Here is a 25696-nt window from a genome sequence, read left to right on the forward strand (position 1 = left end):
GTAATTTCAATTTTTTGTGTCAATAGTATTTCTCACTTGCTTATAATTATATTGTCGTTTAAAATCTTAAAAAAGTTTAAATCTAAAAATACTCTATTGGTTAGTCATGTATGCCTTGTATTTTTTTTCTACTTAATAAACTCAAATTATTTTGCTACGGGTAACAATGATATTTTTTTAGGGGTTTTAATAGTGTTCTTTTTTTATATCATTTTTGGTTTTTTAAATAATGAATATTCCTTAAAAAAGAATATACTATTGGGATTAATAATTGGTTTGATATTTTCAACCCGAGCTTCGGGGATTTTCATTGTCCCGATATATATGTTGTTTTGTGTTGTCCATTTTATTTTAAATAAAAATTCTATCAAACAATTAGTAGTTACTCCATTAGTAGCTTTAATTGTTGTATTTGTTTTTCATTTTCCTTCAATTGTAGAAAAACATAAATTAAGTTTTGAAGACAAAAGTCCGAGTGGGTATTCTGTAAATTGGATACAAAGAAATTACTTGGGTCTTAAAAAAATTGAACTAGGAAAAGAAAACATGCATAGAGATGCCATTTGGAAAAATACAAAATTTGAGGAAGTTCAAACATATGTTGATCAAAATGGCGATGCATCGTTACCTAAGAGTTTTTTTGAATTTATTACCAAAGATCCAATATTAGCCATTAAAATTACAGCTTACAATATAGGTCATATAATGATTAGGGAAATTCGTTTTTTCGGTTTTTTATTTTTAGTGATTTTTTATCCAATTCTTGACTTTTTTAAAGAGAAAAAAATGGATAGAAAGTACTTTTCAGTCTATGCATTTTATATTTTTTGCGCATCAATAGCTTTCTTAACTTTAACTTTTGTTGAATACAGATGGTTTGCAGGTTATGAAGTTTTAATTCCACTGTCGTTTCTTGTAATTTTAAAAGACAGAAAATTTAATGAAAATAAGTATTATTTAGTGTTGTCACTAAATTTAATTTTTATAACATTAGCAAATTTAAAAAGTTTAATTACTCTAATTTAATGAAAAAACTAGCCATAATAGGAGCAAGTTATTTGCAATTACCTCTAGTGCAAAAAGCAAATGAAATGGGTATTGAAACGCATTGTTTTGCATGGCCAGAAGGTGCAGTTTGTAAAGAAGTAGCAAATTATTTTTATCCAATTTCAATTTTAGATAAGCAGGCCATTTTAAAGCAATGTTCAATTATTGGAATAGACGGAATTACAACAATTGCAACGGATATGGCAGTTCCAACTATTTCTTATGTGGCAAATGAATTAGGATTAGTAGCTAATTCTGTATTTTCTAGTATGGTTTCAACAAATAAAGGAGCTATGCGTGAAATCTTTGAACGTTATAATTGTTCTATTCCTAAATTTCAAAAAATTAAAAGCACTCAAGAAAAAATTAAAACTTTTCAATATCCACTAATTGTAAAACCCGCAGATCGTTCAGGAAGTCGAGGTGTTTCAAAAGTTGTGGATGAAAATTTATTAAATGATGCTATTGAGTACGCAATTAGTGAATCATTTTCAAAAGAAGCTATAATTGAAGAATTTATTGATGGCGTTGAAGTAAGTGTTGAAACTATTTCTTGGAATGGAGAACATTATATTTTAGCAATTACCGATAAGACTACAACTTCAGCACCACATTTTGTAGAGTTGGCTCATCATCAACCAAGTAATTTAACGGCTGATATTCAAAAAAAGATAAAAGAAGAAACGATAAAATGTCTCAATGTTTTAGATATAAAATACGGAGCTAGTCATTCAGAATTTAAAATCAATGCTAATGGCGAGGTGGTTGTAATTGAAGTTGGTGCCAGAATGGGAGGTGATTTTATAGGTTCACATTTAGTACAATTATCAACTGGATACGATTTTGTAAAAGGTGTTATAGCTATTGCACTTGGTACTTTTGAAAAGCCCGTTATCAGCCATCAAAATTTTTCAGGAGTTTATTTTTTAAGTAAAGAAACAGAATGTATTTTGCCTTATTTTAAAAAAAGTAATGAATTTGATGTTGAAAAATTAATACAAAATGAAGATTTACAATTCTTGCAAAATAGTAATGATCGTTCTGGCTATTTAATATACCAATCAAATCAACGGGTTAATTTGATATAATTAATATATTTGTTTAAAAAAGAGTATGCAATTATCTGTAGTTTCTACCTTATATAAATCTAAACCATTTTTAGATACTTTTATTGATGAAATTCAAAAAGCAATTCACGACATAAAAATAGCTGAATTTGAATTACTGTTTGTAAATGACGGATCTCCAGATGATTCTTTAGCTTATTTAATCGAAAGAAAAAAAGAAATTCCACAAATAAAAATTTTAGATTTAAGTAGAAATTTTGGACATCATTATGCCATGCAAGCCGGATTGTCTCATGCTAAGGGCGATTTAATTTTTTTAATCGATAATGATTTAGAAACACCACCAAGTATTTTGATTGATTTTTATAAAATAATCAATGAAGATAATTCTATTGATGTTGTTTATGGATTTCAAGAAGTTAGAAAAGGAGGTTTTCTCGAAAAGCAATTCGGAAGTATCTTTTGGAACGTTATTAATAAATTATCAGATACTAAAATTCCACATAATATACTAACCGAACGTTTGATGACCAAACAATATGTTGATAAATTACTGGAATTAAACGATGCTAATTTGTTTTTAGGTGGAATGTTTTATTGGGTAGGATTTAATCAAAAAGGTGTTCCAGTTAAAAAAGGCGTAAGGAAAGGAGCAAGTACCTATACTTTAAAAAGAAAATTACAATTAATGCTTCATGCCGTTACTTCTTTTTCAGGTAAACCTTTGGAATGGTTGTTTTACTTTGGGTTAACAATTACTTTCTCGTCTATTTTATTTTTGATATATTTAATTATACAAAAAATTATTCATCAAGAGGAAGTTCAATTAGGTTGGACTTCAATTGTGGCTGTAAATGTTTTGATATTAGGAATAATTTCCACATTTTTGGGAATAATTGGTATTTACTTGTATAAAATTTTTAATCAAGTTCAGGGAAGACCCAATAGTATAATTAAAAAAATTTATGAATAAGATTTTAGCTGTACTTGGAGCGGGAGAGTTAGGGAATCAAATTGCGCATTTAGCGGTAAGTGATTCTCATTTTGATAGTGTTGTATTTTTTGATGATTTTGCTGAATTAAATTCAGATACACAATTTCCAATTATAGGTAAATCTAATGCTATATTTGAAGCATATACAAATAAATTATTTGACGCATTAATAATAGCCATTGGTTATAATCATTTAGAGAAAAAAAAAGAATATTTTTTTAAATTCAAAGATCAAATACCATTTGCAACAATTATACACTCAACATGTTGGATTGATGCAACAGCGATAATTGAACCAGGAACGGTAATTTATCCCAATTGTGTAATTGATAAAGGTGTGCAAATAAAATCAAATACGTTGCTTAATTTGTCTGTAACAGTTGCACATGATTCTATTATTCAAGAACATTCTTTTTTAGCTCCTAGAGTCGCAATTTCTGGATTTGTAACTATTGGAGAATGTTGTTTTATAGGAACAAATGCAACAATAGTTGATTCAATTAAAATTAGTAATTCTATAAAAATTGGAGCTGGGAGTGTTGTTATTCACTCACTAGAAAATAAAGCTTTTTATGCCGGTAATCCTGTTCGAAAAATTAGATAATTATGATCCCATTTAATAAACCCTACTTAACTGGTAAAGAAACGTTTTATATTGAGGATGCAGTAAAAACGGGTAAAATTTCTGGAAACGGAAAATACACTCAATTGTGCCAAGATTTTTTTGAGAAAAAATATGGATTTAAAAAAGCATTGCTAACGACATCTTGTACAGATGCACTTGAAATGTGTGCAATACTAGCAAACATAAAAGAAGGAGATGAAGTAATAATCCCAAGTTTTACTTTTGTTTCTACAGCAATTGCTTTTGTAAGACAAGGTGCAAAAATAGTTTTTGCAGATTCATGTGAAAGTAACCCTAATATGGATGTAGCAAAATTAGAAGCTTTAATAACTTCCAAAACCAGAGCCATTGTTCCAGTTCATTACGCAGGAGTTGCTTGTGATATGGACAAAATAATGGCATTAGCTGAAAAATATAATCTACTTGTAATTGAAGATGCTGCTCAAGCTATCGATAATTATTTTATTTCAAAAAATGGAGAAAAAAAAGCACTAGGAAGTATTGGTCACTTAGCGGCATTTTCTTTTCATGAAACAAAAAATATTATTGCTGGTGAGGGCGGACTATTGGCTATAAACGACGAAAGATTTATACATCGCGCAGAAATTATCTGGGAAAAAGGAACGAATAGAGCTGAATTTTTTAGAGGAGAAGTAAATAAATACGGTTGGGTAGATACAGGTTCTTCTTTTTTACCTTCAGAAATTATTGCTGCTTTTCTTTGGGCGCAAATCGAAAATTTAGATGCTATTCAACAAAAAAGATTAAATCTTTGGAATACTTATTATGATCAATTAGTAAATTGGTCTAAGAGTAAAAATATAAAATTAATTGAAGTAGAACCGTTTTCATGTAATAATGCACATATGTTTTATGTGGTTTGCGAATCACTTGAACAAAGAACAGCGTTAATTAAACATTTAAACCAAGAAGGTGTTCATGCAGTTTTTCATTACATAAGTTTACATTCTAGTCCCTATTACAATGAAAAACACGATGGTAGAGAATTAGTAAACAGTGATGCTTTTACCAATAGATTGTTGCGATTGCCATTATTTTATGAATTAGAGGTTGAAAAGGTTATTCAAGAAGTTTTGAAATTTTAAAATAGAAACGAAATGAAAATTGCTTTTTTAACATCTGAATATCCTCATGAAAAAACTGGAAATGCGGGAGGAATTGGTACAAGTATAAAAACACTTGCAAATGCTTTAACGAGTTTAGATCATGAAGTAAGGGTTATTGTATATGGTCAAAAAAGCGATGCTATTTTTAATGACGGAAAAATAATTGTTCATCAAATTAAAAATATTAAGTTTAAAGGTCTCTCTTGGTACTTTACTCAAAAAAAAATAGAAAAAAATATTAATCAATTACATTTTGAAGGTTTAATTGATGTGGTAGAAGCACCAGATTGGACTGGAATTACTTCTTTTATTAAACCTAAAAAATGTCCAATTGTTATTAAATTGCATGGAAGTGATACTTATTTTTGTTATTTAGACAAAAGACCTGTAAAAAGGTGGAATATATTTCTTGAAAAAAGAGCACTGCAACACGCTAATGGTTTTATTTCAGTTAGTAAATTTACTGCTAATCTAACCAATCAATTGTTCAATCTAGAAATTCCTTTTAAAATACTACCCAACGGAATTGATAGCAATCAATTTAATGCAAATCATTCTACAAATGAATATAGTTCTGGAAAAATAGTTGTTTTGTATTTCGGAACCTTGATTAGGAAAAAAGGTTTGTTAGAATTGCCACATATTTTTAATTTAGTCCATGAGCAAAATCAAACTATAGAATTGCACTTAATTGGGAAAGATTCTCCAGATATTATTTCTGGTAATTCTTCTACATGGCAGATGATGCAGGAACTTTTTACTCATAATGCTTTAGAAAAAGTTAACTATCATGGTGTCATTCCTTATCATGAGATGAAAAATAAAATAGCATCAGCAACAATTTGTGTTTTTCCAACTTTTGCAGAAGCATTACCTGTTTCTTGGTTAGAAGCAATGGCAATGGAAAAAGCAATTGTAGCTTCAAATATTGGATGGGCGAGTGAAATCATATCAAATCATAAAGACGGTGTCTTAATCAATCCTAAGGAACATCAATTATACGCTAATGAAATTGTAAATTTGATCAATTCTACTGAAAAGAGAATTGAATTAAGTAAGCATGCAAGAAGTACGATTGAACAAGAATTTAATATTCAAAAAATTGCTCAATCACATATTGAATACTATAATGAAATAATTAAACATGATTAAAATTATACATAATACTAAACATGTTGTAAAAGTTTTTTTAAATGAGACTTTAATTGATGTTCCTTCTAAAAAATTCTCAAAAGTTTTATTTTATATAGCAAATAAAAATCCTAATGAAAAAATAGTATGGATCGATAATCGTATAGTTCCTAATTTTAATTGGAATATATTACAAACTATTGATATTAATGATAAAGAGATTGTATTTGCAAGTAATAATAATGATTTATATTTAACTAATGATATTGGATTTATTGATCAAAATAGTTTATTTAGAATTCCGAAAGAAGTATCAAGTTTTTCTTGGATGATTAGCGGAGATATTGGATTAGTTAAAGCATCATTAATAAATAGAATTTCAATTAAAGATATTGAATTAAATGATTCACCTAATTATTTTTTACACTCTTTAGGAATTCAATTAATTAAGAATGGATTGTTTTGTAGAAGGGAACCAAAATTATTATTGAATGGAGACAAACAATTTAAGGAAAAAAAACTTAATAATTTTCAATTATATAAATTTGTAAAACAAAACTATAAAGTACATTGGATAATAATATTGTTTTATTGTCAATTAATCTATAAAAGAAAATTTAATTTAGCTCCTTTACTGTTTTCGTTGTTTATTAAAAAAAGGAAATTTTATTTTAATAATGTAAGTACTTCAAAATGTTTTGAAATTGATTATCAAAAGGTGACTGTAGATGTTCTTATTCCTACATTAGGTAGAAAAAAATTTCTTAAAGATTTTTTAATAGATTTAAGTGAACAAACATTAAAACCCAAAAAAGTAATTATAATTGAGCAAAATGGTATTTTAAATTCAGAGTCTGAACTTGATTATTTATTCAATGAACCTTGGCCGTTTGAAATAGTATTAAAATTTACACATCAATTAGGAGCGTGTAATGCTAGAAATATTGGTCTTGAATATATTTCTAATGATTGGGTTTTTATGGCTGACGACGATATTCGTATTTCAAATGATTTTTTAGAAAAATCTTTTTTGAATATTTTATCTCATAATTTTAATGCGGTTAATTTAAATTGTCTACAAAAAGGTCAAGTTTCAACGTTTAATAATATACACCAAACTGAGATTTTCGGTTCTGGCGCTTCAATAGTAAAAACAGAAATTTTAAAAAACTGTAAATATGATATGAATTATGAATTTTGTTTTGGGGAAGATTTTGATTTTGGTATGCAAATAAGAAATCAAGGATTAGATGTTGTGTATTTGCCTGAGCCAATAATTCTACATTTAAAAGCTCCAGTTGGCGGTTTTAGAATCAAACCGGTTTTACCTTGGTCTAATGACGAAATTATACCAAATCCTTCACCAACTATTTTGCTCAATTTCTTAAAATATAAAACAAAAGAGCAGTTGCTGAGTTACAAAACTTTATATTTTTATAATAAATTATTGAAATCAAAACTAAAATTTTATAGTACCCTTAAAAAAGTAAAACTACAATGGGAAGCAAGTGAAATTTGGGCAAAAAAAATATTAGTGAAATAAAAAGAGAGCCTGTAAAGTCTCTCTTTTTGTGGATTATTTAAAAATTATCTTTTTGCTATCAATTATTTTTCCATTTGCAACTAAATTTAAAATAAATGTACCAGTACCGTAATCATCTTTATAGAATTTCTTTTCTATCGATTTTAATGTTGTATTAAGCCTATTACTGCTAATTTTTTCACCATTTAAGCTATAAACTACTAGTTCAAGATTTGTTACCTCATTGTAATTTGAAATTTTAATTAACATTTCATTGTTAGAAGGATTTGGCGCAATTGTAATAAATTTTGAAGTTTTAATTTCTTCTATGGAATTTGATTTTTTAGATTCTGTCCATTCTTCAATAATTTGTTTCAATTCTAAAATTTGATTTTGCTGCTCTTTAATAGCTTCTACTAAATAAGGAATCACTTCAATATAATTTACTGATTTTTCTCCATTATAATTTGTATTTACTAAATGAGGTAATACTTTTTCTAAATCTTGTGCAATAAATCCACTATGTAAATTATCATCAAAATTCATTTCTTTTTTTGATTCTTTATTCCATGAATAGGTTTTACCATCAAGTAGTTGTACAGTTTCAAGAGCTCTATTTATGTTTTCAATATTTTTTTTGAATTTTTTATCAGAAGTTGCAAATATACCAGTTGTTCTTATTATTCCATTTACATCTAATTTAACCGTTCCTGAAATAGGTACTGAACCGCCTGAAAATGGTGGTAAAGTTGAAAAAGAATAATCAAAATAGCTATTTGGTTGTGCTCCAGTACCAATGCCTACACTTGTTCCATTGTCAAATATTTGACTGCAAATTAAATTTAAATTGTTTGTTGGATCAACTTTAGGTACAAAATTTGAATTGGCACAACTTGAAGTTACTGCATTTAAATTTCCTATTTTATCATCAACTAATATTACATCTCCTAAATTATTAACTGACAGTACTTTACTAGATGGATTTAAAATAGTTGGGCTTAAATTAGTTAAATTAGTAAATCTTAAACCTGAAGTATTTTGTATTTCACTTGTGATTTCTAATGTGTTTTGAGGGGTACTTGTTCTAATTCCAATTCTACCAGGCATACTACCTGAACCATTCACACTATTTAAATTGTTAATATTTTGACCAAAAATTACATTTCCAATGTTTAGTATATTATACTGATTTGTGTTAGAGCCAAAAGAAGTAGTTGTTGTTGAATTTCCAATTAAAATATTTCTATCTCCATTTTTTGCAGATGAATTATTACCAATAGTAATATTATTATTACCAGTTGTATTATCATTACCATTTCTATTACCTAATCCTATATTGTAATTTCCAGTTGAATATACATATGAATAATGACCTACTATTGTATTGTTTATTGCTGAAGGGTTAGAATATAACGAACTACCTCCAATTACTACATTATCATAAGCTTCAATTGCTGCTGACATTGCTGATCCACCTAAAATTGTATTGTTATTGCCAATTTTTAAATTTGACATTGACCATGCTCCAACTATTGAATTACCATTTCCCGAAATTAAATTTTTAGCACTTCTAAACCCTAAAGCAGTATTTAATTGTTGATTATTAAAAATTACTTCACCATTTGAATTATTTCCTAAGTTGTATAGAGATTCATGTCCTATAGCAGTATTATTACTCCCGATTTTTAGATTTAATAGTGTTCCATAACCCAAGGAAACATTGTAACCTCCTGAAATGTTATTAAGCTGTGAATTAGAACCAATGGCTGTATTGTAAGTTCCATAGGTTGAGTTGTTGGATTTTAATGCACTAAAACCAATAGCTACATTATCTAAGCTAGTATTGGCAGCTCCAGAATACTCACCTATAAAAACATTGTTTGTTCCACCATTTCCAGCAGTAAAAGGTTCTGAGTAGTTTTGAGAAATAATTAAGTAACTTGACATTAAAAGAAGTCCTGTAATTAAATTTTTTTTCATAATATTAAGTTTAAAATTTCTTAAAAATAAGAAAAAACTTCTTTTTATCGTTGATTTTATTGATTATTTTTGTATTAATATTTTTAATATGATTAAAATTTATACTCAAAAGAGCTATTTTACCGAGAATAATAGAAAAGTACTGTTTCCATTATTTCTAGATTTAGTTTATCTAAAAGATGCTAAAGCAACTCATTTATTTGAAGTAGTTGATGAGATTCAAAAGGCAGATATTGCCATAATCCCCTTAACCATTAATTATTTTATTGAAAATAAAAGGGAACAAGAACTAAATGATTTTATTAATTCTTGTTTGCTGAACGGTAAACGTGTTTGGGGGTATACAGGTGGTGATAGAGGTCTGTCGTACCGAAAGGATATTACTATTTTTAGATTGGGAGGTTTGCAATCAAAATTAGATGCAAATAATGAAATTTTGCCCTCATTTGTGACTGATCCTTATACGTATTGCTTAGATTTTGAATTTGAAGTTTTAAATAAAACGGATAAACCTTCTATTGGATTTGTGGGTAATGCAAATAATGATTTCAAAGAGTTTTTAAAGGAATTGGGGATAAATTGGTATTTTAATGTAAAGTATCTTTGGAATAAAAGTGTGGGCGATTATCAACCGTTCTATGCATCTGGTTTAACTCGCTATAAGTTGTTGAAAAAAATTGAATCTTCAAATAAATTGAATTGTAATTTTATTTATCGAGATAAATATAGAGCAGGTGCAAGAACTGAAGAAGAAATAAGAATAACCACATACCAGTTTTTTGAAAATATTGCTCAAAATCTTTTTACGATTTGCATTAGAGGTGCAGGTAATTTCTCCGTTCGATTTTATGAAACATTAGTTATGGGTAGAATTCCCGTTTTTATTGCAACCGATGCTAAATTGCCTTTAGAGAATTTTATCCAATGGGATAAGCATTGTGTTTTTACCACAAAAGCTAATGTTGAAAAAGACGTTTTAGCTTTTTATAATTCTAAATCTGAAGCTGAATTGCAAGAAATTCAAATAGCTAACAGAAATTTAGCTCTAAACTTGCTTAATAAAGTAGATTATTTCTACCATTTAGCACAATCTCAAAAATAGTATTTTAATCACTTCTGTAAATATTACTATATTTACAGCAAATTTATCCTGAGCTTATGAAAACTGCTGAAGAAATAATTGAAACAAATAAAAAACAGAAGGAATTTTATAACAATATTAAGCAAAATTTTTTCACTAAAATTTGGGCCAAAATAAGAAATGGGCTTTTGAATAGAATAAGAAAATCTATAGGCGTTCAAGATCAAGCCTATCAGTTACATAAGGAATGGTTAGGAGATTTGTCAAATAAAAAAGTATTAGATTTAGGTTGTTTTGCTGGAAATTATTTATCTCTCTATTTAGCAGAAAATGCTCAAGAATATATTGGAATTGACTTAAGTGATGTGGCAATTGCTAAATTAAATGAAAGATTAAAAAATATTCCTACTGCAAAAGCTGTAGCAGTTGATTTTTTAACAGATGAGTTTTCGGAGAAAGATTTTGATATTATATATGCTTATGGTGTTTTACATCATTTCCCTAATACTACTATTTTAATTGATAAACTAAACGAAAAATTGAAAGTGGGTGGGCTTATTGTAAGTTACGACCCATTAGAAACTAGTTGGCCAATAAAATTAATTCGAACTTTATACAGACCATTTCAGTCCGATGCTGAATGGGAATGGCCATTTACTAGAAAAACAGTTGAGCAATATAAAAAGGCATTTACAATTCTGGATAGAAGAGGTGTGTTAGGAAAATCTAAGTGGATGGCAATTATGAATTTCTTGCCTTTATCTCAAAATAAATTAAATGAAATTGGGAGAAAATGGCATAATCAGGATTGGGAGCAGTCAAAAACTTCAGATAAAGTTTTATATTCATGCATGCATGTAACCATGTTAATGAAAAAGAACTAATTGTAAATGAATTTTTCTTTAATAATTTGTACCTATAATAGAGATGAAGCTATTGCAACTTTAATGCATTCGATAGCTAAACAAACCGTGTATCCTGAACAAATTATTATAGTTGACGCATCTTTGAATTCAAAGACAAACGATTTTTTTGAAAAAAATCAATTTAAAAATATAGAATACTATAATGTTGATGGTGAAAATAGAGGATTAACCAAACAACGAAATTTTGGTATTCAAAAAGTAGTAGCTACTAGTGAAATTGTTTGCTTTTTAGACGATGATACTATTTTAACTGCAAATTATTTTCAAGAATTATTAGATACATACCATAAACATCCAGAAGCACTAGGTGTTGGAGGCTATATTACCAATGAAGTTCATTGGGAAAAATTAGAGGCTAATAAAGTAACTGATGCTTCTTATTATGTTAATGATGGTTATATAAGAAAAGAAGATAAACGTAATGTCCTTAGGAAACGACTTGGTTTAGGAGCAGATAAAAATCCAGGTTTCTTGCCTGAATTTTCACATGGACGAAGTGTTTCGTATTTGCCACCAACCGATAAAATTTATGAAGTAGAACAGTTTATGGGGGGGGTGTCTTCTTTTAGAAAAAAAGTTCTCGATGAGCATAAATTTTCTACTTTTTTTGATGGTTATGGTTTGTATGAAGATGCAGATTTTACCTTTAGAATTTCAAGAATAGGAAAACTGTTTGTCAATACAAAAGCAAAATTAGAACATCATCATCATCCTTCAGGAAGGCCAAACCAATACAATTATGGAAGAATGGTGGTTTGGAACGGTTGGTATGTATGGAGAGTAAGACATCCCAAGCCTTCGTTTAAAGCAAAGGTAAAATGGCATTTAATCACTCTGTTATTAGCATTTATTCGATTAGGAAATGTAATTTCTACTCCAAATAAACAAGCGGCTTTTACTGAATTTATTGGAAGGATAGCTGCCTATATTAAACTGTTTGTTAAAAAACCAAAAATAGTTTCATAATGAAGTTTTGTGTTATTACTCATGTAGAACATATAGAAGTGAACCATCAATTCTATGGTTATGCACCTTATATTAATGAAATGAATATTTGGTTTAACTATGTTGATGAAGTGGAATTGGTTGCACCAAAAGCCCAGCATTCTCAATTAAATCCAATTTATATAAATTATCAAAAATCAACTATTGTTTTTAATGAATTACAAGCTTTTAACTTAAAATCAATAAAAGCTATAGCTAAAACAATTTTTAGTTTACCAAAAAACTTTCGTATAATTTATAAAGCTTGTAAAAAAAGTGATCATATTCACTTACGTTGTCCAGGGAATATTGGTCTTTTAGGATGTTTGGTTCAAATATTTTTTCCATCAAAGCCAAAAACTGCAAAATATGCCGGAAATTGGGATCCAAAAAGTAAACAACCTTGGAGCTATAAAATTCAAAAATGGATTTTAAATAATACATTTTTAACTAAAAACATGAAAGTTTTAGTTTATGGTGAATGGCAAGGTATGAGTTCAAATATTAAACCTTTTTTTACAGCAACTTATTCAAATTCTCAAAGAAAATATATAGAACCTAGAAAATTAAATGCAACTATTCAATTTATGTTTGTAGGTACTTTGTCGGAAGGTAAAAGACCATTATATGCTGTTCAGTTACTACATCTTCTTAAAAAGCAAGGTTACGATGTGTGTTTGACTATTTTTGGAGATGGAATTGAAAAAAATGCTTTGGAAAATTATATCTTTCAAAATAATCTCCAGGATACTATTTTTTTAAAAGGAAATCAAGCTAAAGATGTTGTTGAAAAAGCTTATAAAGAGAGTCATTTTTTACTTCTAGCATCTAAAAGTGAAGGTTGGCCTAAAGTGGTTGCAGAAGCAATGTTTTGGGGATGTTTACCCTTAACAACAAATGTTTCTTGTGTGAATTATATGATTGGAAATGGGACTAGAGGAAAGTTGTTGAGTTTAGATCAAGCATCCGATGTTCAGTTGATTACATCTTTAATGACCAATGAATCTGATTATTTTGACATGTGTGAAAATGCAATTAATTGGTCTCAACAATTTACTACTGATTATTTTGAAGAAGAAATAAAAAAAATGATTCTATATAATGAGAGTAGTTCAGTTAATTGATAGTTTAGAGGCTGGTGGGGCTGAAAGGATGGCAGTTAACATTGCTAATTTGATGTCAGAAATACCCAATGTCAATTCTTATCTTGTAGCTTCAAGAAAAGAAGGACAACTAAAGAATAAAGTTGCCAATAACGTGACTTACTTTTTTATTGATAGAAAAAGTATTTTTGATGTAAAAGCCATTTTTAAATTTAGATCGTTCTTAAGAACAAATAATATTGAAATAATTCATGCACACTCGACTACTTTCTTATTGGCAATTCTAACAAAAATAGTACTGCCTAAAATTAAAATTATTTGGCATGATCATTATGGAAATAGAGCTAAAGACAATAAACATTTTTATTTTTTATTTTTTGCATCTTATTTTTTTAAAGCAATAGTATCCGTAAATGAAGCATTAAAGCAATGGTCCATTCGAAAGCTTAATTGCGAAGAAGTTTATTTTTTGCCTAATTTTTCACTTGCAGAAAATGTAGTAGAAAAAACGAAACTTAAAGGGGAAGACGGAAAACGAATTGTCATGTTAGCTAATTTAAAAGAACCTAAAAATCATTTAAATTTATTAAAAGGATTTCATTTAAGTGTAGGAATAGATAAAGGTTGGACGCTGCATTTCGTAGGTAAATTTTTTGATGATGACTATTTTGATACCATTAAAAAATATATTGAATCCAATCAATTAAGTGAAGCTGTATTTCTCTACGGTTCGTGTGAAGATATTCCATATGTACTAAGTCAGGCTGAAATTGGTGTATTGGCTTCTTTTTATGAAGGATTTCCCGTTACAATTGTAGAATACGGAATGGCTAAATTAGCAGTTTTGTTGTCAAATACAATTAAAATTGCAGGATTGCGTGATAATGAACATTGTATAAGTTTTAATCCTAATGATGAAAAAGATATTTCAAATTCTTTAAATTTGTTGTTGTCCAATCAAAAACAATTGGAATTGTTAAAAACAAATTTGAGTACACTAGTTTTAGACCGATTTTCTAAAAATCAAATTGCAATAGAACTAATCAATATTTATAATAAATAAAATTTTGAATCAATCTTTAAATACATATTTATATTTACTATTTCATTTATTTATGGCATTTGTAATTCATAATTTTTCAAGTGTCGTATTTCTTTTAATGCCCCTATATTTACTTTTAGGAACTATTTGGGTAATAAGGAATAAAGATCAAAATTTTGAAGTATTAAGTTTACTAATTTATACTATTGGTTTTGAAATGATATTTAGAATGAAATCTGATGGTGCATTTTTTGATATAGGTAAATATGCAGTAATTTATTTTAGTATTTTAGGATTCGGATTTAAAAAAATTAGTTTAAAAGCTTGGCCTTATTTTTTAATATTGATATTATTTGTCCCCGGAATTTATTTGACAGTAAATACCTTTTTCTTTCAAATTGATGTGAGAAAAAAAATATTATTCAACTTACTAGGCCCCTTTTCATTAGTTGCAGCATCTTTGTATTGCTACGGTAAATTCATAACATTGGAGGATTTAATCAAACGATTAAAAATTTTAACAGGTCCTTTATTAACGATTCTTTTTTTAGTTATTCTATATACTCCATCTGATTTTAAGCAATTAATTCAGTACAATACGTCTTCAAATTTTGCTGCTTCTGGAGGATTTGGTCCTAATCAGATTTCTACCATTTTGGGTTTAGGATGTTTTGTCTATTATGTAGCTTTTTTAACGGAAGTTAAAGATAAAATTCTTAAATATGTTTTTTTAGGAATTTTTGCTATTTTCCTGTATAGAGGGTTATTAACTTTCTCAAGAGGAGGGATGATTACTTTTTTTGTAATGTTCACTTTTTTTAATTTTAAAGTTTTTAAAATATTAAATAATAAAGCCCGAACTAATTATTTGCTAGTTCTATTCGGTTTAATTGTTACTTTAACGATAGTTTGGATTTACGCATCGGTATCTACCAATGGGATGATTGTAAACCGTTATTCTAATAAAGATGCGGCAGGAAGATTAAAAGAATCTTCAATGTCAGGTAGAGAAGATATTATGTCGAATGATTTTGATTTATTCATAGAAAATCCTGTTTTTGGTGTTGGACCTGGAATTGGAGGTATGATTCGGGGCGAGGGAAGTGTAACGATGGGTGCTCAAGCCCATTCAGAACCGACAAGGTTGTTGTCTGAACATGGGGTTTTTGGACTTTTTATTTTATTATTTTTAATATTTGTGCCCATTATAAAATATTATAGAGATAGAAATTTTTATCACATTTTCTTTTTTTCTTTTTTAATTTTTTGGGGATTAACCATCAACCATGCTGCAACCAGAATTGTGGCTTCAAGTGTGGTTTATGCATTAGCTTTATTGAATATATACCTACCTACTAATACTAATTCAGAATCAATTGAACAAAATCCTGTACATAGGGAATAAACTTTCCAAACATGGCATTAATTTAACAACTATAGAAACATTAACACCTTTGTTGCAATCCGGAGGCTTGTCTGTTGTTTCAGTGTCTGATAAGAAAAATTTCATTTTACGAATTTTTGACATGGGTTTAAGCGTTTTAAAACACAAAAATTCGGATTATGTACTCATAGATTCATACAGTACACTCAGTTTTTATTATTTATTGTTGGTAAGTCAATTGTGTAGACTTTTAAATCTTAAGTATATCCCAATATTACATGGTGGTAATTTGCCAGAACGATTAAAGCAATCAACTTTTTTATCAAAATTAATTTTTAAAAATGCTTTTATTAATGTTGCACCGTCAAATTATCTTTTTGTTAAGTTTCATGAAGCTGGATTTCAAAATGTAGCATATATTCCTAATTTTGTTCACATCGAGCAATATCCGTTTAAAAAAAGAAATACGTTTCAGCCTAAATTATTATGGGTAAGGGCTTTTGCTGAAATTTATAATCCGAAAATGGCAGTATCAGTTTTACAAAAATTAAAAGAGAAACATCCAAGTGCTCAACTCACAATGGTTGGTCCTGACAAGGATGGTACTTTTAGTGAAGTAGAAAAATTGGCTCGTGATTTGAATCTTAGCGTTAATTTTACGGGTAAATTGACAAAAAGTGAATGGATAAGTTTAGCCAAAGAACATGATGTGTTTATAAATACTACACATGTGGATAATATGCCCGTTAGTTTGTTAGAAGCAATGGCGCTAGGATTACCAATTGTATCAACTAATGTAGGAGGAATTCCTTATTTAATTGAAAATAATAAAAACGGATTCTTAGTAACAGATGCTGATGTTGCTATGATGGTAAAAACGATTGAAAATATTTTAATAGATACGGTTACTACTCAATCTGTTGTAAATGAGGCGAGAATGTTGGTTGAGGCTATGGATGCTGAAATTATTCAACAGAAATGGTTAAAATTATTAGCGTAATTGTTTATTTTTAACTTATATTTATAAAAAATGTCTATTAAAAATGCAAACCAAAAGAAAAATACATTTTGAAATTTCTGAGCGAAAAATTTTGCTTAGAACTTTCGATATATTATTTATTGTTGCTTGTATTTTTATTGTTTCTTCTTTAACAGATTTTAAATATTTTGCCCATTTAGAAAAAAATATATACTGGATTCCGGTTTTAGCTATTTACATAACTATTTTTGGGACGATATTTGAAATGTACAATTTGCAAGTAGCAAGTTACCGACTTAGAGTAACAAAAAGTTTAATACTTACTTCAATTTTTGTTTCAACTGCTTTTTTATTAACGCCTTTATTGACTCCAGTTTTCCCAAATAAAAGGATTGAGATCATTGTCTTTTTTGGAGTTGTATTGATGGCATTGTTAATTTGGAGGTTTATTTATGTTTATTTTTTGGCCTCAAAAAGATTCATAAAAAAATTGGTTTTAGTATGTAAAAGTAAAGAAGTGGATCGTTTGGCTAATGATTTAATGCGTGCTGATCCTCATATTCAAGTACTTTGTTTTATTCCAGTTGATGAAAAAAATTTAGATACTACAATAAATGAATTGTCAATTTCACAAGTTGATTTATTCTTAAAAAATGTTTTTGTTTCAGAATTTGTTGTAGCTGATGGCTCAAAAAGTAATTCTTTAGAAATTTATAATAAATTATTGGAAATTGCCGATGCAGGCATACCTATTAAACAATATGAAGAAGTGTATGAGGATATTACAAGTCGAATTCCATTACATTTAAAGGATAAAGAATTAAACAAATATTTTCCGTATACGAAGAATGACAAAAATCGTTTGTATGAATTCTTTGTTCGAGTATTTGATGTATTCTCTTCACTAATAGGATTGTTATTTTTATTGCTTTTACTTCCTTTCATTGCTATTTTAAATTATTTTTGGAATAAAGGTCCTCTTTTTTATAAACAAGAGCGTGTAGGGAAAAATGGAAGAAAGTTTCAAATTGTGAAACTAAGAACGATGGTCGTTAATGCTGAAAAAGATGGTGCTGTGTTTGCAAAAACTAACGATACGCGTATTACACCATTAGGTAAATGGTTAAGAAAAACTAGATTAGATGAATTTCCACAATTTATAAATGTTTTAAAAGGGGAAATGTCTGTTATAGGACCTAGACCAGAAAGAGAAGTTTTTGTTAAACAGATTGCAGAACAAATTCCACTTTATCATACAAGACATGCTGTTAAACCGGGTTTAACAGGTTGGGCTCAAATTAATTACCCTTATGGAGAAAGTATTGAAGATAGTTTAATGAAATTACAATACGACTTGTATTATATTAAGCACCGCAGTTTGTTTTTGGATGTAAATATTACAGTAAAAACAATGGGGACTATTATATATCTTAAAGGTCAATAATCCTCTTTTTGGAATCTAATGTAATTTTAATTAGCCAAAATAATTGTAAAGCGATTATTGGAAAAACAATACTCAAATGAATTTTATTTAATATATATACAAGATACAAGCTAGTAAACACGATGTTGATTTGACCAAAAAGCACGGTTTTTTCTAGTTTGTTTTTAAAATAATACCATCCAAAAATTAGTAATAAAGGGTTAAATAAAAGGATATTATAATTCCAAAGTACTTCTTCATGGAAAGAATAAAGTCCGACAACACTAAAAAATATTCCCAATACACCTGCTAGAGTAAAGTAAGTGAGTTGCATCCATTTTTTACTCGTTAGAATAAGTAATGCCATTATAGCAAAAAGAGAGTAAAATGAATTGAAATAATTGGTTGGCGCTGTAGTTTCGCTTGCTTCAAAAAGAGTAACACTTGGTTTACTAATCGATTTGTTATTTTCTAATGCTTTTTTTAGTTCAAAAGGTAAAAACAAACGAGTTGCTGCTTGATCAACTTTGGTTCCGAAAATAATCTGAATTCCCAATTTTTGGTAAAAGTCCGTCATATAGGGGTAAAGAATATCTCGATACGATTTGTTATTTTTCGGTTGTTTGATAGTTTCGCTACCTAAAATTTTATTGATTTTGTCAACTACCATTGTCGTACAATTTCGGTCAATAAATTTATAAGTATAAAAACGTTCCTCTGAATATAAGCTGTTGTTTAATTCATTAAAAAGTTGTTGTTTTTGAGCTGCATTTAAATTTAATTCTTGTTCATATATAGAACGATTGTCCATTTTGTAATTGTATTCGAAATTTAAATAATTTTCACTTGTTACAAAATATTGTAAATCCCCTTTTATAAAACGTAAGGCAAAATTTGGAGTAGTAAAATCAAATGCACCATAATTAAATACTTGGTCTATTCCTTTGGTGTTGTCTTGAATTCGAATACCAGTATGCCCGTACATAGCATAAGAAACAGGAGCAGTTCCACAGGTTATAATGCTGACTTTTGCATTGTCTGATAGCAGTAATTGACTAAAAATAAAATTGGAAAAGAATAATGATAAACTAAAAAATATTTTTTTATACATGGTGTATTATCTAAAGATACTAAAATCAACTTTTAAAGAAAAAACATTGGAATATAGAGCGGCACTTTGGTTACCTAAATCGGTTAAAGCATAATCAACTTGTATGCCTTTATATTTAAATCCAATTCCAATATTTGGCTGAAAACTTAATTTATTGGTATTGTCAATCTGAGTAATTTGTTGAAAATTTCCAACACCTGCTCTTAAAAAAGCTAAATCAATATAACCAAATTCAAAACCAATGGCAGGATCAATACTCACAACACTTGTAGATAGTATATCGTTGGTTTGTGCAAATTGCATATTTAGATTAGTGGCTGCAACTAAAGTATAATCGTAATGGAATTCAAACTTTTTAGAAATACCCAACTGGGCTTTTGGTAAAGTTATTTCAGAAGTTTCTGGAAGTTCTTGGTTTTGTCCTGGAACTGCATTTTTAATTTTTTCGTATTCTTCCTCATTAATAGACCAGGTGTTGTAAGTTGTAGTTATGTCTCTAAGCATTACACCAAATTTCCATTCGTCTCTAGTTTCATATTGTGCGCCCAAATCAAATCCAAATCCCCAAGAAGAAGCAAAATCTCCAATAATTCGTCGTATTACTTTTGCATTTACTCCATAGTTAAAACCTTCTAGCGGTAAAGCTCTGGCGTAAGAAAAAGTCACGGCATAATCGGCAGTGGAAAACAATGAAATTCTGTTGTAATCAATATTTCCTTGGTTGTCAATTAATTGTGTGGTGTTGAGGATGTCATCTACGCCAAAACGAATCAACGAAAGTCCCCATGCGCTTCTATCGTCAATTGGCATTGCAAAGGCAGCATAATCATATTGTGCAATATTCGCAAAATAATTAGCATGCATAAGGCTGAGTTGCTTGTCTTCAAGCTTTAATAAACCTGCTGGATTCCAATAGCTTGAGTTAACATCTGAAGTATGTGCTGTTACGGCATTACTCATCCCTAGAGCTGCAGCATCTACACCAATATTCATGAATTCATTGGAATATTTCCTTATGGTTTGTCCATATGATATCCAACTACATAAAGCTATTACTAGTAAAAGACTCTTTTTCACAGGCCAATTTTGTTCTTCGTACAAATATCATAAATTCTTATGTATTAAACTCAATTTCTTGCATTTTATTGTTTACATTTGTTCTTTAAAATACAATATATTTCAAATATGAGTATAAAAAAACACATTCCAAACACGTTAACATTGTTAAATCTATTTGCGGGCTTATGCGCATTAATACACGCTTTTAATGGTAATTATGCAGAAGCTTTTTCTTTAGTTTGTTTAGGAATATTTTTTGACTTTTGGGATGGTTTTTTAGCAAGAGCTTTAAATGCGCAAAGTCCTATTGGTTTGCAATTGGATTCCTTAGCGGATATGGTTACAAGTGGCGTAGTTCCTGGGTTAATTGTGTATAAAATGTTGGGTGATATTCAAGAAAATCAAGCGCAGTATACCTTAACAGAAGATACTTATTATATGGGTGTTGTTCCTTATTTAGGTTTTTTAATTACATTGGGTTCGTGTTATAGGTTAGCAAATTTTAATGTGGATGAAAGACAAACCGACTCTTTTATTGGATTGCCAACACCAGCAAATGCACTTTGGATTTGTTCGTTGCCAATTATTTTAGAAGAAACAGGAGGGGATGGTTTCATATTTGAATTCTTATCTAATCCGTTTGTATTGGTTATTATTGCTTTCTTGAGTGCCTTTTTGTTAAATGCAGAAATACCTTTGTTTTCTCTTAAAGCAAAAGCATTTACTTGGGAAAAGAGTAAAATTCAAATCATATTCTTAGGCTTAGCTGCTGTACTGTTAGTTAGTTTGCAGTTCTTGGCAATTCCTTTAGTGATTTTGTTATACGTATTGTTATCTGTAGTTAATAATAAATTTTTGAATAAGGTTTAATGGCAGCATCTACTTCAAAAAGAAGATATACTCCAAAGAAGAAAAAATCAAATGCTATACTAGGTCCAACTTCCATGAAATGGATAGTTGGGCTTTTTTTAGCTCTAATTCTTATTATTTTTGTTTACCAAAAAAAAGATTATGTGTTGTATTATTTGGGATTCAAATCGAATCATGCGCAATTATCGGAGGCTGAAAGAAAATTTGAAGATCAAAGAATTAAAGATGTAGTCCTAGCTCATAAAGGAAAAACATTTGGTATTGATATTTCTCAATATCAAGGTGAAATTGATTGGGATAATTTAGAAGCTAAAGAGGAACTTTTTGAAATTAAATTTGTAATTGTTAGAGCAACTGCAGGAAGTAAAAAAAGAGATATAAAATTTAAAGAGAATTGGGTTTCGTTGACTAAAACACCTTATATACAAGGAGCTTATCATTATTATAGACCCGATGAAAATTCAACTGAGCAAGCCAATAATTTTATAGCTACAGTTAAATTAAGAAAAGGGCAATTACCTCCAATTTTAGATATTGAAAAAATGCCTAAAGGACAATCTATGGAGCGCTTAAAAGAAGGTTTGCAAAATTGGCTAACTCTTGTAGAAAAACATTATGGAATAAAGCCTATAATTTATTCTCCAGAAAAATATTTTGAAGATTTTTTGCAAAAGGATTTCCCTGATTATGAATTTTGGATTGCAAATTATAATCCTTGGAAAGAAAATATAGAGCCTAATTATTTGCTTTGGCAATTTACAGAAAAAGCAGAATTACACGGTATTGATGAATTGGTTGATGTTAACGTGTTTAATGGCGATGTGGAAAAATTAAAACGAGTTTGTTTGAAAAAATAATTAAAATACTTGTTTTCGGTATACAAATAATAGTAATACAATAACAAGTACTACAAATGCAACAATAGATTTTGGATTTGCAAAATTAACGGTCCATCCAGCCCATTTCATTCGCTTAGGAGGAAATAATCGCTCATCATCTGGATTGTAATAAAATAATCCCAATTTCCAATTGTTTGGGTCTTTATGCCATTGTTCTAATTGTTCTTCAGAAGGATTTTTCATGATGATTTATACTTTTTTTGGGGCATTAAAATCTATTTTAGTTCTTCTTAATTCAAAATTCTGACCTAAGTACACTTTTCTAACCATTTCATCAGCTGCTAAATCTTCAGGAACTCCTGCTTTTAAAATTCCTCCTTCAAACATCAAATACGTTTTATCAGTAATGGCAAGTGTTTCTTGTACGTTGTGGTCCGTAATTAATATACCAATATTTTTATTTTTTAATTGGGCAACAATACGTTGGATGTCTTCCACTGCAACTGGGTCAACCCCAGCAAAAGGCTCATCTAAAAGAATAAATTTAGGATCTGTAGCTAAACATCGTGCAATTTCTGTTCTTCTTCTTTCACCACCAGAAAGTAAATCGCCTCTGTTGGTTCTAATATGACCAAGAGAAAATTCTTCAATTAAACTCTCCATTTTGGCTTCTTGTTCTTGCTTGGATAAATTGGTCAATTGTAAAACCGACATAATATTATCTTCAATACTTAATTTTCTAAATACCGAAGCTTCCTGAGCTAAATAACCAATTCCATGTTGTGCGCGTTTATACATCGGGAAATCGGTGATGTTTGTATCATCTAAAAATATATTTCCACTATTTGGTTTTACTAAGCCTACAATCATGTAAAAAGAAGTTGTTTTTCCAGCGCCATTTGGACCCAGTAGTCCCACAATTTCACCTTGGTTTACTTCAACTGAAATTCCTTTTACAACCGTTCTTTTTTTATAAGTTTTGATTAAATTTTCTGCTCTTAATTTCATTATAATAATGTGTCAATATTCAATTAGGCAATTAGGCAATGTTTCAATAATTCGTAAAAATAATAAAATTAATTTAAGGTCGAATTTTATTATTTTTTATTTAACTATTTGCGGTTTGTTTACATTAACTAATTTTTTTATTCACCAATTTTCTCGTTTTCTAAAGCTTCCCAAAATTCATAAGCTCTTCTTAAATGTGGAATAACAATAGTTCCACCAACTAAAGTTGCAATACTCATAGCTTCCATCATTTCGGTTTTAGAAACCCCATTTTTATAGGCAGTTTCTAAATGGTATTTAATGCAATCATCACATCTTAAAACAGCAGATGCAACTAATCCTAATAATTCTTTTGTTTTTACATCTAATGCGCCTTCCATATAGGCATTAGTGTCTAAATTGAATATTCTTTTAATTACTTTATTGTCATCTGCTAATAATTTTTCGTTCATTTTAGAACGGTAATCATTAAATTCTTTTACTAAATTACTCATGTTGTTTTGTTTTTATCTTTTTTTTGAACTGCTGCACTAATGAAAATACTTATTTCATATAAAATTACTAAAGGAATAGTAACAATTACTTGACTAATTACATCTGGTGGCGTAACAATTGCAGCCAAGATTAAAATAATTACTAATGCCCATTTTCTGTATTCTCTCAGGAATTTGGGTGTTACAAGTCCAATAGTGGATAAGAAATAAATAATAATTGGTAATTCAAATACTAGTCCTGTAGCTAAAGAAGTTGTTTTTACAGTCCCAATATAGGAGTTAACATTAATGTCGTTTTTAATATATTCTGAAACTGAAAAGTTAGATAAAAAGTTTAAGGATAGTGGCGTTAAAACAAAATATCCAAATGCAACACCAATAAAAAATAGTAAGGAAGATACAACTATGAATTTAATGGCATTTTTCTTTTCATTTTTATATAAGGCAGGACTTATAAAATTCCAAAATTGCAATAAAATATAGGGAAAGCTGATGATTAATCCGGCTGTAATACAAGTCCAAACTAATAATGAAAGCTGTCCCTCAATTTCGGTGTTTTGAACAGAAAAGTTTAATGTAGTATTGCAAAAACTTCGGTCTAAATCATATTTTTGAGCCAATTCACAGAAAAATTCATAGGTAACAAATTTTCCATTCATTGGACCAAATAATATTTCCTTAAAAATGAATTCATTAAAGTAACCTGCGATACAAGCACCAATTAATATCCCAGCAGAGCATCTTACTAATAACCATCTAAATTCTTCTAAATGGTCTAAGAAAGACATTTCATTTACATTTTTTTTTTGTTTTGCCATTGGTTTATACTATTCCTTCTTTTAATATATCGTGTAAATGTAAAATTCCTTTGTATTCTTCGTTGTCTAATACCACTAACTGTGTGATTTTATTGTTTTCTAATACGTCCAACGCTTCAGAAACTAATAGGTTAGAAGAAATATGCTTTGGGTTTTTTGTCATGATATCCTTTGCGCATAAATCAGCAAACGAATCTCTATCGTTTAGCATTCTTCTAATATCTCCATCGGTTATGATACCAATTACTTTATTATGCTCAATTACTGCAGTTACACCCAATCTTTTTTCTGAGATTTCCATGATGACTTTTTTAATACTCGCTTCTGGACTCACTTGTGGTGTGTGTGTAGTGTCTAACATATCTTTTACACGCAGTAATAATTTTTTACCTAAAGCGCCTCCTGGATGGTATTTGGCAAAATCTTCACTGCTAAAATTTCTCATCTGCATTAAGCAAACAGCCAGTGCATCTCCCAAAACTAATTGAGCTGTAGTACTGTTTGTTGGTGCTAATCCATTAGGACAAGATTCTGCATCAACATAGGCTAATAAAACGAAGTCCGATTCTTGAGCTAAAAAAGACTGTTCATTAGCGGTCATTCCTATTAAAGTATTTCCAAAATTTTTGATTATAGGAGCCAATACTTTTATTTCTGGACTGTTTCCACTTTTTGAAATACAAATTACAACATCGCCAGGTTGTACCATGCCTAAATCTCCATGAATGGCTTCAGCAGCATGTAAAAAAAGCGAAGGCGTACCTGTAGAATTTAAAGTTGCAACAATTTTTTGAGCAATTATGGCACTTTTTCCAATCCCCGTTACAACTAATCTGCCCTTACTGTTGTAGATTAGTTCAACTGTTTTTATAAAATCTTCGTTTAAAAAGTCTATTAATTTGGCAATGCTTTCACTTTGAGAAAGTATTGATTTTTTTGCATTTAGTAGTATTGTTTCAGCTGTGTTCAAAATTCAAATAATTATATTTTTATTTTTCAAGAATAGTAGTATCTTTATGTTTGCAAATTTAGGTAAAATCAAATAAAAAATTTCGAATTAAATTTGTTAATAAAATCTAGCA

The 25696-nt window shown here is 29.0% G+C and carries 25 protein-coding genes; 17 read left to right on the top strand and 8 right to left on the bottom strand.

The features are described 5' to 3' along the window. Nucleotides 1-258 precede the first annotated feature (258 nt). From KQS_RS14715 to KQS_RS03440, 7 genes are read left to right on the top strand one after another with little or no spacing between them, the layout of a single operon-like run. Nucleotides 259-1026, top strand: a complete 768-nt coding sequence (locus KQS_RS14715) for a hypothetical protein (RefSeq protein WP_394332334.1) — start codon at nt 259-261, stop codon at nt 1024-1026. Next, nucleotides 1026-2135, top strand: a complete 1110-nt coding sequence (locus KQS_RS03415; RefSeq protein ID WP_014387816.1) for an ATP-grasp domain-containing protein — start codon at nt 1026-1028, stop codon at nt 2133-2135. Before KQS_RS14715 ends, KQS_RS03415 begins: the two co-directional genes overlap by 1 nt. Before the next feature lie 25 nt (nt 2136-2160). Next, the gene (locus KQS_RS03420) at nt 2161-3087 is read left to right on the top strand and encodes a glycosyltransferase family 2 protein (protein ID WP_014387817.1); all 927 of its coding nucleotides are present in this window, start codon (nt 2161-2163) and stop codon (nt 3085-3087) included. Next, on the top strand, nt 3080-3712 hold the full coding sequence (locus KQS_RS03425; protein WP_014387818.1) for an acetyltransferase: 633 nt from the start codon (nt 3080-3082) through the stop codon (nt 3710-3712). The genes KQS_RS03420 and KQS_RS03425 overlap by 8 nt, the downstream gene beginning before the upstream one ends. A 2-nt stretch (nt 3713-3714) precedes the next feature. After that, nucleotides 3715-4839, top strand: a complete 1125-nt coding sequence (rffA, locus tag KQS_RS03430) for a dTDP-4-amino-4,6-dideoxygalactose transaminase (protein WP_014387819.1) — start codon at nt 3715-3717, stop codon at nt 4837-4839. 12 nt (nt 4840-4851) lie between these two features. Then, entirely contained in the window at nt 4852-6012 is a 1161-nt protein-coding gene (locus KQS_RS03435; protein ID WP_014387820.1) for a glycosyltransferase family 4 protein, read from the top strand. Beyond that, nucleotides 6005-7534 (top strand): glycosyltransferase family 2 protein, encoded by a 1530-nt coding sequence (locus tag KQS_RS03440; protein WP_014387821.1) that lies wholly within the window; start codon nt 6005-6007, stop codon nt 7532-7534. Before KQS_RS03435 ends, KQS_RS03440 begins: the two co-directional genes overlap by 8 nt. 33 nt (nt 7535-7567) lie before the next feature. Here KQS_RS03440 and KQS_RS03445 read toward each other — a convergent pair whose 3' ends face one another. Then, nucleotides 7568-9493 carry a tail fiber domain-containing protein gene (locus KQS_RS03445; RefSeq protein WP_014387822.1) on the bottom strand — a complete coding sequence of 642 codons (1926 nt, stop codon included), beginning with the start codon at nt 9491-9493 and terminating at the stop codon, nt 7568-7570. Nucleotides 9494-9581: 88 nt separating this feature from the next. Between KQS_RS03445 and KQS_RS03450 the strand changes: the two genes are divergently transcribed. From KQS_RS03450 to KQS_RS03485, 8 genes are all read left to right on the top strand, one after another. Beyond that, the gene (locus tag KQS_RS03450) at nt 9582-10595 is read left to right on the top strand and encodes an exostosin domain-containing protein (RefSeq protein WP_014387823.1); all 1014 of its coding nucleotides are present in this window, start codon (nt 9582-9584) and stop codon (nt 10593-10595) included. 167 nt (nt 10596-10762) lie between these two features. Next, nucleotides 10763-11458, top strand: a complete 696-nt coding sequence (locus KQS_RS03455) for a class I SAM-dependent methyltransferase (RefSeq protein WP_242400771.1) — start codon at nt 10763-10765, stop codon at nt 11456-11458. Between the two features lie 6 nt (nt 11459-11464). Further along, a complete protein-coding gene (locus KQS_RS03460) occupies nt 11465-12466 on the top strand; it encodes a glycosyltransferase family 2 protein (RefSeq protein WP_014387825.1) in 1002 nt (333 codons plus the stop codon). Continuing rightward, the gene (locus KQS_RS03465; protein ID WP_014387826.1) at nt 12466-13608 is read left to right on the top strand and encodes a glycosyltransferase; all 1143 of its coding nucleotides are present in this window, start codon (nt 12466-12468) and stop codon (nt 13606-13608) included. The genes KQS_RS03460 and KQS_RS03465 overlap by 1 nt, the downstream gene beginning before the upstream one ends. Beyond that, nucleotides 13586-14650, top strand: coding sequence for a glycosyltransferase (locus tag KQS_RS03470; protein ID WP_014387827.1), 1065 nt, complete (start codon nt 13586-13588; stop codon nt 14648-14650). Before KQS_RS03465 ends, KQS_RS03470 begins: the two co-directional genes overlap by 23 nt. 4 nt (nt 14651-14654) lie before the next feature. After that, entirely contained in the window at nt 14655-16034 is a 1380-nt protein-coding gene (locus KQS_RS03475; RefSeq protein WP_157868385.1) for an O-antigen ligase family protein, read from the top strand. Further along, nucleotides 16006-17013 (top strand): glycosyltransferase family 4 protein, encoded by a 1008-nt coding sequence (locus KQS_RS03480; protein WP_041251977.1) that lies wholly within the window; start codon nt 16006-16008, stop codon nt 17011-17013. Before KQS_RS03475 ends, KQS_RS03480 begins: the two co-directional genes overlap by 29 nt. 43 nt (nt 17014-17056) lie before the next feature. Next, nucleotides 17057-18436: an exopolysaccharide biosynthesis polyprenyl glycosylphosphotransferase gene (locus KQS_RS03485; RefSeq protein WP_014387830.1), complete on the top strand. Its 1380-nt coding sequence runs from the start codon at nt 17057-17059 to the stop codon at nt 18434-18436. Here the strand turns inward: KQS_RS03485 and KQS_RS03490 are convergent. Continuing rightward, the gene (locus KQS_RS03490; RefSeq protein WP_014387831.1) at nt 18423-19526 is read right to left on the bottom strand and encodes a lipoprotein N-acyltransferase Lnb domain-containing protein; all 1104 of its coding nucleotides are present in this window, start codon (nt 19524-19526) and stop codon (nt 18423-18425) included. The genes KQS_RS03485 and KQS_RS03490 overlap by 14 nt on opposite strands. 6 nt (nt 19527-19532) lie before the next feature. Continuing rightward, complete coding sequence (locus tag KQS_RS03495; RefSeq protein WP_014387832.1) at nt 19533-20603, bottom strand: putative type IX sorting system protein PorV2; 1071 nt, start codon at nt 20601-20603, stop codon at nt 19533-19535. A 108-nt stretch (nt 20604-20711) separates the two neighbouring features. Here KQS_RS03495 and KQS_RS03500 point away from each other — a divergent pair, with 108 nt between their 5' ends. Together KQS_RS03500 and KQS_RS03505 are read left to right on the top strand one after the other, a co-directional pair. Further along, nucleotides 20712-21455, top strand: coding sequence for a CDP-alcohol phosphatidyltransferase family protein (locus KQS_RS03500; RefSeq protein WP_014387833.1), 744 nt, complete (start codon nt 20712-20714; stop codon nt 21453-21455). After that, nucleotides 21455-22312 (top strand): GH25 family lysozyme, encoded by an 858-nt coding sequence (locus tag KQS_RS03505; RefSeq protein ID WP_014387834.1) that lies wholly within the window; start codon nt 21455-21457, stop codon nt 22310-22312. Before KQS_RS03500 ends, KQS_RS03505 begins: the two co-directional genes overlap by 1 nt. Here KQS_RS03505 and KQS_RS03510 read toward each other — a convergent pair whose 3' ends face one another. The 5 genes from KQS_RS03510 to KQS_RS03530 form a co-directional block, all read right to left on the bottom strand. Continuing rightward, the gene (locus KQS_RS03510; RefSeq protein WP_014387835.1) at nt 22313-22537 is read right to left on the bottom strand and encodes a DUF5808 domain-containing protein; all 225 of its coding nucleotides are present in this window, start codon (nt 22535-22537) and stop codon (nt 22313-22315) included. 6 nt (nt 22538-22543) lie between these two features. After that, a complete protein-coding gene (gene lptB / locus KQS_RS03515; RefSeq protein ID WP_014387836.1) occupies nt 22544-23302 on the bottom strand; it encodes an LPS export ABC transporter ATP-binding protein in 759 nt (252 codons plus the stop codon). Nucleotides 23303-23439: 137 nt separating this feature from the next. Next, nucleotides 23440-23796, bottom strand: a complete 357-nt coding sequence (locus KQS_RS03520) for a carboxymuconolactone decarboxylase family protein (RefSeq protein ID WP_014387837.1) — start codon at nt 23794-23796, stop codon at nt 23440-23442. Then, the gene (gene tatC / locus KQS_RS03525; protein WP_014387838.1) at nt 23793-24614 is read right to left on the bottom strand and encodes a twin-arginine translocase subunit TatC; all 822 of its coding nucleotides are present in this window, start codon (nt 24612-24614) and stop codon (nt 23793-23795) included. The genes KQS_RS03520 and tatC overlap by 4 nt, the downstream gene beginning before the upstream one ends. A gap of 4 nt (nt 24615-24618) precedes the next feature. Then, nucleotides 24619-25584, bottom strand: a complete 966-nt coding sequence (locus tag KQS_RS03530) for a KpsF/GutQ family sugar-phosphate isomerase (protein WP_014387839.1) — start codon at nt 25582-25584, stop codon at nt 24619-24621. Nucleotides 25585-25696: the final 112 nt, after the last annotated feature.

It is taken from the genome of Flavobacterium indicum GPTSA100-9 = DSM 17447, from assembly GCF_000455605.1.
In the GTDB taxonomy this organism is placed as follows: domain Bacteria; phylum Bacteroidota; class Bacteroidia; order Flavobacteriales; family Flavobacteriaceae; genus Flavobacterium; species Flavobacterium indicum.